This window comes from Bordetella tumbae, assembly GCF_054780995.1.
The window spans coordinates 25,121-38,396 of sequence record NZ_BAAGVG010000025.1 but is presented as its reverse complement, the minus strand read 5'-3'; the positions used below and the strand labels follow the sequence as shown (position 1 = coordinate 38,396).

General features: G+C 58.2%; 10 protein-coding genes. 6 read left to right on the top strand and 4 right to left on the bottom strand.

The window, feature by feature from the left end; translation table 11 throughout:
• Nucleotides 1-8: 8 nt before the first annotated feature.
• Entirely contained in the window at nt 9-773 is a 765-nt protein-coding gene (locus ACYVI2_RS26870) for an IclR family transcriptional regulator (RefSeq protein ID WP_415820983.1), read from the bottom strand.
• Nucleotides 774-948: 175 nt separating this feature from the next.
• On the opposite strand from ACYVI2_RS26870, the gene ACYVI2_RS26865 reads away from it, so the two are divergent.
• The 6 genes from ACYVI2_RS26865 (at nt 949) to ACYVI2_RS26840 (ending at nt 8,360) form a co-directional block, all read left to right on the top strand.
• Nucleotides 949-2,232: an NAD(P)/FAD-dependent oxidoreductase gene (locus ACYVI2_RS26865; protein ID WP_415820982.1), complete on the top strand. Its 1,284-nt coding sequence runs from the start codon at nt 949-951 to the stop codon at nt 2,230-2,232.
• Between the two features lie 81 nt (nt 2,233-2,313).
• Nucleotides 2,314-3,336, top strand: coding sequence for a dipeptidase (locus tag ACYVI2_RS26860; protein WP_415820981.1), 1,023 nt, complete (start codon nt 2,314-2,316; stop codon nt 3,334-3,336).
• 17 nt (nt 3,337-3,353) lie between these two features.
• Nucleotides 3,354-4,370, top strand: a complete 1,017-nt coding sequence (locus ACYVI2_RS26855) for a tripartite tricarboxylate transporter substrate binding protein (RefSeq protein WP_415820980.1) — start codon at nt 3,354-3,356, stop codon at nt 4,368-4,370.
• Between the two features lie 35 nt (nt 4,371-4,405).
• Nucleotides 4,406-5,422 (top strand): Bug family tripartite tricarboxylate transporter substrate binding protein, encoded by a 1,017-nt coding sequence (locus tag ACYVI2_RS26850; RefSeq protein ID WP_415820979.1) that lies wholly within the window; start codon nt 4,406-4,408, stop codon nt 5,420-5,422.
• Between the two features lie 52 nt (nt 5,423-5,474).
• On the top strand, nt 5,475-7,238 hold the full coding sequence (locus ACYVI2_RS26845) for a gamma-glutamyltransferase family protein (protein WP_415820977.1): 1,764 nt from the start codon (nt 5,475-5,477) through the stop codon (nt 7,236-7,238).
• 162 nt (nt 7,239-7,400) lie between these two features.
• Nucleotides 7,401-8,360 (top strand): LysR family transcriptional regulator, encoded by a 960-nt coding sequence (locus ACYVI2_RS26840; RefSeq protein WP_415820975.1) that lies wholly within the window; start codon nt 7,401-7,403, stop codon nt 8,358-8,360.
• Here ACYVI2_RS26840 and ACYVI2_RS26835 read toward each other — a convergent pair.
• The 3 genes from ACYVI2_RS26835 to ACYVI2_RS26825 all read right to left on the bottom strand — a co-directional run bounded on the left by ACYVI2_RS26835 (nt 8,332) and on the right by ACYVI2_RS26825 (nt 13,129).
• Nucleotides 8,332-9,309 (bottom strand): Bug family tripartite tricarboxylate transporter substrate binding protein, encoded by a 978-nt coding sequence (locus ACYVI2_RS26835; RefSeq protein WP_415820974.1) that lies wholly within the window; start codon nt 9,307-9,309, stop codon nt 8,332-8,334. The genes ACYVI2_RS26840 and ACYVI2_RS26835 overlap by 29 nt on opposite strands.
• An 89-nt stretch (nt 9,310-9,398) precedes the next feature.
• Nucleotides 9,399-11,027, bottom strand: a complete 1,629-nt coding sequence (locus ACYVI2_RS26830) for a hydantoinase B/oxoprolinase family protein (RefSeq protein ID WP_415820973.1) — start codon at nt 11,025-11,027, stop codon at nt 9,399-9,401.
• Nucleotides 11,024-13,129, bottom strand: coding sequence for a hydantoinase/oxoprolinase family protein (locus tag ACYVI2_RS26825; protein ID WP_415820972.1), 2,106 nt, complete (start codon nt 13,127-13,129; stop codon nt 11,024-11,026). The genes ACYVI2_RS26830 and ACYVI2_RS26825 overlap by 4 nt, the downstream gene beginning before the upstream one ends.
• Nucleotides 13,130-13,276 lie beyond the last annotated feature (147 nt).

The window sequence follows — 13,276 nt, the reverse complement described above, 5'->3', positions numbered from 1 at the left end:
ACACCGCTCTATTTACGCTTGCTGATGACCCTCGCCGCACGCATGACCAACGGCCCCAGTTCTTGCCGCGCGCGGTCCAATGACCAGCGCGGCTTGGGAACAGAAATATTCACTGCCCCGATCGGCGTACCCGTTTCGTCATAGATGGCAGACGCGACGTTCACATCCCCCGCATAAAACTCCTCATCCGCATAGCCATACTGATCATGGCGCGCTTGCTCAATCAACGTTCGTAACGCAGCCATGTCGGTGGTGGTGCGCGGTGTGTGCTTGATCGGTGTGACAGTCCTCAGCTTCTGATCGAGTTCCGCAGGCGATAAATGCGCCCATAAAGCACGCCCCGACGCGGAGGATATGCAAGGAATACGCGAGCCGACGGGCATGTACTCCGGGATATGGCGCGCCGGGGCAACCCGCATCACAAAGACCATGTTGTCCCCGTCATCTGGGACGCTCAGGTTGACGATTTCTCCGCATTCCTGATTGAGTTGATGCAGCACCGCGTGCGCGTGTTGGAACAACGGCTGCCGATACAGATAGCTGTACCCCAGCCCGACGCCTTTGACGGTCACGCTATAACGCTTGCTGCGTGCGTCCTTCGATAAATAGCCTGTGCGCTCCAGCGTGTACGCCACGCGCTGCGCCGACCCCATCGTGATGCCGTTGATCTGGGCTATCTCCTGCAAACTCAGCGAAGCATGGGCTCGAAACGACTCGAGCACCGACAGCCCTTTCTCCAACGATTGGATCATCAGTGCGGAAGGCTCAGACATTCAAACTCCGAAATTGGCGGAACGTAGATGGCAGCCAGGCGCAGTCATAGCCCTCCCTAGGGAAACCCAGACGTTGCCGCGCTCACGGGCTTGCAGTATAAATTCCAAACATTATATCGCTATACACTTTTATTTATCGTATAGCGATAATAAATAGCAAAAGAAGAGGTAACCGTTGCAGCACAGAAGCAGTCAATCAGCCGCATTCCCGGATCATGTCGAGGTCGCCATTGTGGGCGGCGGCATCATCGGCATCAGTACCGCCTACGCCCTCGCCCGCGCTGGCGTCCGGACCGCCGTGTTTGAAAAGGCGGCGCTGGGCTGTGAGCAGTCTTCCCGCAATTGGGGATGGGTCAGGACGCTGGGACGCGATCTGCCAGAGGTCCCGCTGGCGATACGTTCGAACCAGATTTGGGGCGAAATCCAGGAACAAATAGACGTGGGATTTCGCCGTACAGGCATGCTGTACTTGCAGGACAATGATGCGGACACATCCTCGCACCAAGCCTGGATCGACCATGCACGAGCCTATGGCACCGATGCGCATCTATTAGATAGTGCGGCAGCCAAACGCCTGCTGCCCCAAACCGCCCGAGCCTGGACCGGGGCCATGTACAGCGCCACCGATGGCGTTGCCGAACCCCAATTGGCGACAACCGGGATCGCCGCATTGGCGCGCGCCGCAGGCGCTCAAATTCTGGAGGACTGCGCCGTGCGTGGTGTAGAGCAGTCCGCGGGGCGAGTATCCGCCCTGCTCACCGAAAAGGGGCGCGTCGAAACCACCACAGTATTGATCGCCGCCGGCGCCTGGTCCAGGCTGTTTTGCGGCAACCTGGGGGCTGACTTTCCCCAGCTGAAGGTTCGCGGCTCGGTACTACGTACGACACCCATCGATACCGGCTCGACCGCAGCGATCAACGGCAAGGACTTTACCTGCCGCAAGCGCGCAGACGGCGGCTACACCGTATCGCAGTTCGGCGCGTCGATGGCAGATGTCGTCCCCGATAGTTTCAGATTGATGCGTTATTTCATGCGCTCGTGGCTGGCCAATCGCAGCTTTGTGCGATTGAGATTCGGCAAACGGTTTTTCGAAGAGCTGTCCCTGCCTCGCCGTTATCCCGCGGATCGCGAGTCGCCATTCGAACGCCATCGCGTGTTGGATCCGCACCCGTCGATGCGGGGCAACGCTCAGGCCTGGAAAAAATTGACGGATGCTTTTCCGGCGTTCCATAACGCCCGCATCGCACAATCCTGGGCGGGCTACATCGATGTCACACCGGATGCGATGCCTGTCATGGACGCCGTCCCCGATGTGCCCGGCCTGTTTCTGGCATCGGGATTTTCCGGTCACGGCTTTGGTATTGGACCTGCCGCTGGCGAGGCCATGGCTCAGCTCATTCAGGGCCAACAGACCACCGTTGACTTGAAGCCATTCCGCTATGACCGATACCGTCGCTAAGCCATACGCATAGCGCCATGCCGGCGCCTCACCTCATTCATTCAGTCCAAATAATCACCTCAATAGCAAGGGAATTAGTTCATGGTCAGCCACACCGCCGATTTGCACCGCCAAGCCACGATTGTCGATGGACTGGTTTTCTTTAGTGATGGCAGTACCCGCGACATGTTGAGCGGCGGCGTGAGCGCCATCAACGTCACGATCAGCGACATGGGCGCCGATTTCGAGCAGGCACTCAAGGACGCCATGCTATGGCGGCAACGTTGTGCGGCGCCTGATAGCCCCTGGCTGCTTGTCGAAAATGCCGAAGACATTGCGCGCGCCAAGCGAACCGGCAAGCTCGGACTGATCATGGGTTGGCAAAATGCCAAACCTCTCGGCGATCAAATCGACCGTGTCGCGCTTTTTCACACACTCGGCATTCGTGTCATTCAGCTGACCTACAACGAGGCAAACCTGATCGGCGACGGATGCCTTGAAAAACGCAATGCAGGCTTGAGCGATCTGGGACTGAATATGATCGACGAGATGAACCGCGTCGGCATAGCAATCGACCTGAGCCATTGCGCGCCCCAGACTTGCCTGGACACCGCGGCACGCAGCACCCGGCCCGTCTTTCTGACCCATGCCAACGCCAACGCAGTGATCAAGCGTCCACGCAACAAGTCGGACGACGTCATCAAGGCAGTAGCAGCCACGGGCGGCGTCATTGGCTGCAGCATTCACGCCTACCTCAACTGGAGTGGCGATCCGAAGAAACAACCACTGCTGTCGGACTTCGTCGCGAACGTCAAATATATCGGAGACCTGGTGGGCTACGAGCATGTAGGCATAGGCACCGACTATCCGTCCGTCGACACCTATGAGGCTGTACGCCACGTCATGGTGATGTCGCGTACCAAATACGCCAAATCCGGCGGAGATTTCTCTGATGCCTTTGGCGATGTGATGGAAGCACGATACCCCGTCGAGATGCCCACCCCGGCACAGTTTCCCGCCTTTACCGAAGCGCTGCATCAGGCCGGGTTGAGCGACAGCCAGATTCTGGGCGTGCTCGGCGGCAATTTCGCCCGTGCATTTGCGCAGGCCTGGGCCGCCAACTGAATCTCGCGGAGATCATCATGACATCACTCGTCAGCAGCATTCGCAATGCTGCCCCACAACAGCCCATTGCGCGTTGTGCCAGCGTTACCGCCGCCTTGGTAGCCAGTATGGCTGCGATCTTCCCTGTCACAGGATCCGCAGCGGATGACTACCCCACCCGCCCGGTGCATATCATCGTGCCCTATCAGGCGGGCGGGTCGACGGATACTGTCATCCGCAAATTTGCCGAGCTGGCTGCAGGCAAACTGGGGCAATCCATCGTTATCGAGAACCGGGGCGGCGCAGGCGCGACGCTCGGTGCGCGCGCCATCAAAACGGCAGAACCCAACGGCTATACGCTCGCTATCCTGCCCAGCCCCGTCTATCGCATGCCGCACATCCAGGATATGGGCTATGACCCCACTCGCGATTTCACCTACATCATGATGCTCAGCGGGTATACATTGGGTGTCGCGGTACCCACGGCGTCCCCTCATAAAACATGGGGCGAATTCATCAGCTTTGCCCAACAGCATCCGAACGAAATCACTTATGGCACAGCGAGCGTGGGCAGCGCCTCGAATGTCATGATGGAACAAATCGCGACCCGCAACAACGTGACGTGGCGTCACATCCCGTATAAAGGCGAATCGGATGTCATCACGGCAGTACTGGGTGGCCAAGTCTCTGCATACGCCGGGTCGACAACGGTACAGCCCTTGGTACAGGCTGGAAAAATGCGTATGTTGGTGACGTGGGGCGCGCAACGCAGTGCGCAATATCCTCAGACTCCCACCTTGCACGAACTGGATGGCACCCCGCCCGCCAATGCGCCGTTTGGTATTGCAGGTCCCAAAGGCATGCCGCCTCAGACAGTCGCCAAGCTGCATGCCGTATTCAAAGACATCGCAGAATCTGATGCCTTCAAACAAATCCTGACTCAGTATGGGCAGGAACTGGTCTATATGAATGGCGAGGATTACGCGGCCTATGCGAAAGAGCAGTATCAGCAAGAAGCCGAAATTGTTCAAAAACTGGGATTGGCCTCGAAATAGCCCTCTGCCCTGCCTCACGCGTGCCGGAGATCACCATGTTGACTCGTTCAGTTGTGTTCTTGAAATTGCAATCCAGTATCCGCCGCGCTGCGCGGCTCACCGCAGTAGCCGGATTAGTGGCAGCGCTGCCTGCCACCATCCAGGCCGCCGAATCCTGGCCTGATCAACCGATACGCCTAATCGTCGGCTACCCGCCCGGTGGAGGAACCGACACCGTCGCACGCGTCCTGGCACAACAGCTGGGCAAAGAGCTCAACCAGACCGTCGTCGTGGAAAACCGGGGCGGCGCCAGCGGTACCATCGCAGCCCAACAAGTCGCCCGATCCGCGCCCGACGGCTATACCGTGATGTTCGCCACCGCATCGCCATTGACGGGCGCACCACTGACAGTAAAAGGGCTCACTTATGACCCGATGAGTGATCTCGTCCCCGTCACACGCATCGGCGGGGGTCCATTCATCCTGGTGGCGAATCCGAAATTTCCGCCCAATAACCTGCGCGAACTGGTCGACTACGCAAAGGCGCATCCAGGCGAGGTGAACTACGCCTCGCCTGGCATCATGACCGCCAATTATTTCTTTTCCGAGCAATTGAACATGGACTCGGGTATCCACACGGTACACGTCCCGTATAAAGGCAGTTCGGCCCTGTTGAACGACACCATGGCGGGCCAAGTGCAATACACCCTGGATACCCCGGGCACAACGCTGCCGCTGATTAAAAACGGCAAACTCAAGGCACTGGCCGTCTTCAGCGAACAACGCCTGGAGCGGGCGCCAGACATCCCGACCGCGAAAGAAAGCGGCTTTCCGGCATTGGTAGGCGGCTCATGGTATGGCCTGCTGGTACCGAAAGGAACGCCGCCTGAAATCGTCGATGCCTTGTACAGAGCAACCAAAACCGCATTGAAAAATCCCGACGTCCGCCGCACCATGGAGGATAGAGACGTCATTATCGAGGGCAGTTCCCCAGCAGAGTTTCGAAAATACTTGACCGCGGAATTCGACCGGTGGAAATCCGTCACGCAAAAGCTCGGCATCACGCCACAATAATTCCGCTCGCTCTTCGAGAACGATCACGCTTGACCACCTACTAGAGATTGCCATGTCCACTACGACATACGCTCCCGACCTCACTGCAGGCAGCGCCCCCTCATCGATGCGTCCCACCCTGGCTGGCCTGAACCATATGATCTCGGCTGGCCACTACCTCGCCACACAAGCGGGTATGGACGTTCTGCAGCAAGGCGGCAACGCCATCGATGCCGGCGTCGCGGCGGGCATTGCGCTAGGTGTGGTCCAGAGCGATATCGTCAACGTTGGCGGTGTGGCGCCCATCCTGGTCTACGAAGCAAAATCAAATAAAGTATGGAGCATTTCCGGGCTGGGGTACTGGCCTCGCGCTACCCGCCTGGAAACATTCATGCAGAAATTCGGCGGGACCATTCCCGCTGGCGTTCTACGTACAGTCATCCCGGCCGCACCGGATGCCTGGATCACGGCGCTGGAGCGTTTTGGCACAATGAGTTTTGGCGAGGTCGCCGCCGGCGCCATACGGCTGGCTCGCGAGGGCTTTGTCATGTATCCCCTGATGGCAGAGGTGATAGCCGACAACGCCAAAAACTACGCCCGCTGGGCCTCGAGCGCCGCTGTCTACCTGCCTGGCGGCAAGCCTCCTGTCGCTGGATCCATCTTTCGTCAAACCGATCTCGCCGCCAGCCTCCAATACATGGCAGATGAAGAGCGCACCTGCCAAGGCAGCGGCCGACAGGCAGGTCTCGCAGCCGCACGCCGCGCCTTTTACGAAGGCGATATCGCAACCGCTATCGTCAACTATCACAAACAAGAAGGCGGTTGGCTGACCCATGAGGACTTGCGCGATTTCTCTGTCGAGGTGGACCCTGCACTGAGCATCGACTTTCGAGGCACACAGATCCATAGCTGCGGATTCTGGTGTCAGGGCCCGTCGCTGCTGCAAATGCTGAACATCCTCGAATCGCGAGACTTGCGTGCGCTCGGCCACAACTCCGCCCCGTACATCCACTTGCTGACCGAGGCCATCAAGCTGGCCTTTGCAGACCGCGAAGTGCACTATGCCGACCCGCGCTACGCCACCGTGCCGCAACAGGAGCTGCTATCCAAAGCCTATGCCGCTGAACGCCTGGCCATGATTGCGATGAACCATGCAGGCCCCGACATGCCGGCGGCAGGCCGCTTGCCACAGAATCGTCCTATCCCTATGCAGCCCGCGACGGCTGACGATACGGCCCGCACCGATCCTCGCTTGGACACTTCGTATGTCGCCGTCGTTGATAAAGATGGCAATGCGTTTTCCGCGACTCCCAGCGACGGCTCATATAACACGCCTGTTATTCCGGGCACGGGATTGTGCGCATCCGGGCGCGGCAGCCAATCCTGGGCGGATCCCGAGCACCCTTGCCGCGTCGGCGCAGGGCGCCGCCCTCGCCTGACGCCCAACCCGTCCCTGGCAATCAGGCCTGGACAATACGCCATGCCCTTTGGCACACCCGGAGGGGACGTGCAGTGCCAGGCGATGCTGCAGACCTTTCTGAATATCGAAGTGTTCGGTATGGAACTGCAGCAGGCTATCGAAGCCCCTCGCTTTGCGACGTTCAGTTTTCCCTCATCGTTTGAACCCCATAACGCGATGCCTGGCCGTCTCATGATCGAGGATATGGTGGACCGCAGCATCGGCGATGAATTGACCGCGCTGGGCCACGCCGTGCAGTGGTGGGCAGGCCGCAGTTGGCGCGCCGGCGCAATGTGCGCGGTGAAATATGATCAACAGACAGGAGTCCGATGGGGTGCGGCGGACCCGCGCAGGCCGGCGTACGCCAGTGGTTGGTGACGTCAAAAACATTTCCACACCAAAGCACATAGCAAGCGACAAGCTGTGCTACACCATGGAACTCGAGCGCGGCGGCATGCGCGACACTGGCGCACAAGGCGCTATGCTATCTAATGATCAATTAACGTTTTTCATTTCGAAAAAACGAATAAAAGGATAGTCATGTCCCGCCATATTTCCATGCGCCATCTGCGCTGTTTTGTCGAGGTCGCCCGCAGCGGCACCTTCACCGCCGCATCCGCCCGGTTGTACATGACGCAATCCTCGCTCACAAATGTCATCCAGCAGTTTGAGGAATCCGTCGGCGTAAAACTCTTCGACCGCAGCACGCGGCGCGTCTCCATGACTGCAGAAGCCGAACGCTATCTCGTCGAGGCCGAACAACTCATCAAGCGCTTTGACGCATCCATTTCCGATTTGAGAGCTTTCGCCAGCTTGCAGCGCGGCCATATACGACTCGCAGCGGCCGCATCCGTCATTGATTACTACCTCTACCGAGTCATAGATATCTTCAAAAAGGACTTCCCGGAGATCACGATTTCCATCCGGGATGCAGGATCAAGGCAGGTAGAGAAAATGGTCGCCGAAGGTACCATCGACTTCGCGATTGCTGCCCCCCATCAAGGCCTGGAAGACCTGATGTACAACCCGCTGCTCACCGACCGCTACGGCGTGATCGTCGACAAGGATGATTCTCTGGCGAACGACACAAGTGCACTGAATTGGAACAGGCTGGATCCGGAGCACTACGTCGGATTCAGCTCCGATACGGGAATCGACTCATTTCTGCGAAAGCACGCGCAAGGCTTCCGTATGCGAGACGGCCATCGCGATGAGGCGTCGTCAACCACATCACTGTTCTCGCTGCTGAAAATACCGGGGCGTTACTCCATCGTGCCCGCACTCACTGCCACACATGAACTGGCGACTGAGCGCCTGAAGTTTCGCCCCCTGAAAGGACCGGAACTTTCACGCGAAATATGCCTGATCTCCCGCCGGCTTCGCTCGCTCGCACCAAGTGCCGATGCTTTTCTGAAAACCTTCGAACAGATCCTGCAAACCACCCCCACCCCCAAGCATGTCAAGATCGCAGTCAATCCATCGAAATCCCGGCCTGTTTAATGATCTCCTTCAGCTTGATTGTTTCCGTACGGATACGTTCAGCAAGTACCGCCGCAGTCCCTCCTTCAATCACAAAGCCCATCTCTTTCAATTTTTCCTGATTAGCAGGGTCTTTCAGCGCCGTATTGAACGCTTGATTGAGTTTGTCGACAACGGTCGATGGCGTTCCTGCTGGCGCGAGAATGCCATACCAGGCGGTCAGTTCATAGCCAGGAATGCCTGACTCCGCAACAGTCGGTAGATCGGGATGAGCAGCAAGACGCTGCTTACTTGTGACGGCCAATGCGCGTAATCTCCCCTCTTTGACCAACGGCATCGCCTCGGGTACGACAGCGATCATAAAAGTGGTTTGATTGCCGATTAGATCCGTCAGAGCAGGAGCACCGCCCTTATAGGGCACATGCACCAGACTGACTCCCAGCTTGCGCTTATAAAGCTCTGCCCCCAAATGGGATGGCGTGCCGCTGCCGGCCGAGGCGAAACTATAGGCAGCTTCGTTATTCTTCAAAAAGGTATTGAGCTCCGTCATCGTGCGAGGAGACAATTGGCCATTGATCACCACCACATGGGGCAAGGTGCTGGTCAGAATAATAGGAGCAAAATCTTTCTGAGGGTCAAAGGGCAAGTTCTTGTATAGACTGGGATTAGCAGCTAATGCAGTCGATGTTGCCAGCACTAGCGTATAACCATCTGGCTTTGCCTTGGCGGCATAACTCGTACCGATATTGCTGCCCGCCCCGGGGCGGTTCTCAACAACGACCGGTTGCCCCAATTGCTCGCTGACACTCTTACCCAGCAGCCGGGCCACCAAATCGGTTGACCCTCCCGCCGCGTACGGAACGACTATACGAATGGGTTGATCAGGATAGCTGGCCAATACGGCTGGTGCCGCCATACCGGCAGCCAATATCAACAGCGCTCTACAGAAACTGCGTCCGGTGATTTTCATACATTCCCCTTGAGATCATTGATATATGAAAGGCGGTATGTTCCGCCCCAAACCCTCGAGCCGCGCAGTATGGCTGCGCAGCTCAACGACTACGATGCTGCCAACGTATATCCTTGCTGCTGATCGCGATGACTCATCTGCGCTACGCGCTCGACACGTGGACCATAGCCTCCGCCACCGGGTGTCCTCATGATGATTTCATCACCTGGCTGTATCCAATGTGGCTGTCGACTATTCACTGCTTGACCGTTAATCAGCAGCGCTCCGCAGGCGCCATCCTCGCCCCCCGCAATACCGGGAGCCGCAACAGTGATTCGCTCCGTCATGAAGACAACCGACATCGGTGCGTGATGCCGGCTGACAAAACAAATCTCCTGCCCCAAGCCGCCTCGATAACGCCCCTCTCCACCTGAACCGCTGCGAAGCGCTTTGTATTTGAAAAGTAGCGACGCCTCCCTCTCCGCAACCTCCACAGGAGTCGGAGAGATATTGCTGGGCCATGCCATCACTGAAGCTCCGTCCTTGCTGGACGATGCGCCCATGCCTCCGTTGTAAAACAACACGATGGCAAAAGGCTTTCCATTACTGCGAGTGCCACTAAAGTTGGCAATCCACAACGGCGAGCCCGCACCCGCAATCACCGCCTGCGGAATGACTTGCGCCATCGCGCCGAACACAACCGTGGGGACGTAATGCCCGGTGCAAGCACGGCCGCCGACGGGTGCCGGCTGGCGAGGATTCAACAAGGATCCTTCGGGAGCCATGACCTTGATGGGGCGAAACAGGCCATCGTTATTGGGCAGGTCGGGCAGGAGCAAGGACTTGATCGCGTAGACTGACATCGCCGTGGTGTACGGCAGGACGCAATTGATTCCTCGAGCCTGCTGGGGTGAAGTGCCAGCGAAATCGCAAGTGATGGAGTCGCCTTCGATTGTCACTTCGATGGCGTACCGGAACAACTCCTCAAAGCCATCGGTGTTCATCTCATAACGGTATTTCCCGTCGGGCAAGGCGCTGATCGCTGTCCGCATCGCGGCCTCGCTGCGCTCGAAAAGTGCCTGTGCCAAACCATCTATCTCACTCAGGGCGTATTCGGACAAGAGCGCATCAAGCCGGCCATCGATCAACTCCAACGCCCCGACCTGTGCCCAGATATCTCCGACGGTCTGTTCCGGCGTACGAACATTGGTGCGCAGGAGTTGCAGCAACGTTTCGTCCACCTTGCCGTCACGCAACAATGGCATCAAAGGAATATGGAATCCCTCTTCGAACAGCTCTCGTGTATCCACCGAGCGGATCTTGCCGCCGATGTCGGGGACGTGCGCAGTAGAGGCCGCGAACGCCACCAGCACACCCTGGTGAAACAAGGGCTTGACCAACGTAACATCATTCAGGTGTCCGGTGCCGACCCAGGGATTATTCGTGATGTAGATATCGCCTGGGCGCATCGATTGCGCCCCGAAACGTTCGATCACGGCTTGCGTCGTGCGTGGCAACGTACCGATGAACGACGGAATACTGCCGCTATTCTCCGACAACGATCGCCCCTGCGAATCCGTCATCACAACAGCGAAATCATTCGCCTCTGTCGAGAGCGTAGAAAACGAAGTACGTACGATCAGCTTGGCAGCTTCGTTGACGATCGAGCGTATCCGCGCCCAGAACACCTCCAGGAAGATCGGATCCGCCGCCACATCGGGGGAATAAGGCTTGTTCATGCTTGCTCCAGAATATCGACGATGAGATTTCCGCTGGCCGATTGTGTGACTCGGCCCCGGGGACCGACAACGAGCGTTGAACCGGCGTCCTCGACCAGCAACGGGCCCATCGCCTCGAATCCCGCCCGCAGACTGGCGCGATCGTAGACAGGCGTATCGGCGTAGTCGTTGTATTCGCGGAAATACACTTGGCGGTGCGCCTTCGGTTGAGCGTTTGCCCCCGCCTCCAGCACCTCATTTGGCGGCGCCTGCCGCGGTGGAGCTTCGCCCGAGACCCTCAGATTCATCAGTTCCACGGGGACATCGGGTGGCGTCCTGCCGAACTTTTCTCGATATCCCTCTTTGAAAGCCGCAGACAGGATCTCTCGCACCTCAGCTTCTGACGCAGCCCCCTCGCCATGATAGGGTCCTGCGGGCAATGCCACCGTTAACGTGAACCCCTGCCCCACAAAGCGGCCATCCGCATATCGCGCCAAGCGCACCGGCCCAAAGGTCGCTTCAAGACTATCGAGCGACTGACACACCTGACTTTCCAGATCTCGAAATGCTTGCTCCAGATTTTGCAGCGAATCCGTATCCGGGCGCACGCTGACCGTACGCGAACGATCTGTCCGTGCCGCTGCGACCAGCAAACCATAGGCGGACGCCACGCCCGCCGCTGGTGGACAAACCAGCTTGCGCACCCCCACCTTCTGCGCCACGTAATAACCATGCAACGGGCCGCCGCCTCCGGTGCATAGCAGCACGAAATCGCGTGGATCCCGGCCTCGCTCGGCAACGTGTACACGCGCTGCGCCAGCCATGTTCTCAGCCACGATATCGTGAATACCCCAGGCCACACCGACGACGTCGCGACCGACTTGCTCACCCGTCGCCGCGAGCTGCTGACGAGCCAGAGGCACGTCAATTTGCATCGTGCCGCCAGCGAAGTACTCGGGATTCAGATACCCCAGCACCAGATTCGCGTCCGTTACCGTCGCATCCTTGCCGCCCAAACCGTAGCAAGCAGGCCCTGGTTCAGATCCCGCGCTCTGCGGGCCGACTTTCAATAGACCCAATGCGTCACGATGCGCGATACTCCCGCCGCCCGCGCCGATCTCAATCAAGTCCACCGTAGTGATGCGAATCGGCAAGCCACTGCCCTCGGCAAAGCGCTTTTGCCGAGCCGCCTCAAAACCATAAGCAATTGCCGGATTGCCATCTTCGACCAGACATAGTTTGGCAGTCGTCCCGCCCATATCGAAGGCCAACAGATTGGATAGAGAATCTCGCAAGCTGTAGTGCGACGCAGAAATCGCGCCTGCGGCCGGCCCTGACTCCAGCAACTCGATAGGTGCACGACGCGCCTCATCGACGTGGCAAAGACCGCCATTGGACAACATCATCAACACGTCAGTGGGTAGGCCCAGTGCCTCCAACCGCTGCTGCAACGCCGTGAGATAGCGACGAGCCAACGGCTTGACATACGCGTTGGCACAAGTCGTCGACATACGTTCAAACTCGCGAATGACCGGTGCGACCTCGCTCGACAAGGTAATGTCCAAATCAGGATACACGGCGCGCAAGGCGTCTCGCACAGCGACCTCATGTCGGGGATCGACATAAGCATGCAACAGGCACACCGCGAGAGACTTCACCCCCTCATCCACCAGCGGAGCCACCGCACGCCGCACCTCATCGAGGTCGACTGGCGCGAGCTCCTCGCCGCCAGCATCCATCCGGGCGCTAATCTCGGCACGCCAGCGGCGCTGCACCAATGCGGGCGCCGCTTCGATGTTCAAATCATACAGATCGTATTTGCGCTCATTGCCGATCTCGACCACATCGCGAAAGCCCTGCGTCGTCAATAGGCCAGTCGCCTCGCCACGCCGCTCGATCAAGGCATTGGTAAACAAGGTCGTAGCATGAACAATACGCTTGACGTCCGCTGGCTGAATGCGGCATTGCTCGATCAACGATTTCACACCATTGGCCACACCCTCGGCCGGGTCCCCATGAGTGGTCAGCACCTTGAGCGACTGCAGGGCTCCCCCGTCATAATTGAGGGCAACCACATCGGTGAATGTGCCCCCTATATCAATCCCTATAGCCCAGGTCGACATGTGCACTTTGCTCCTTCAGATCGGAATGATGGAATGAATGCCAACCATGATAGAGAGATGACTCTCATGATTCCAACGAAAATTATCGGCTTATTATTCTGTTTTTACGATAAATAGAAAGCGCCGTATTGTTCCGGAATCCATCCT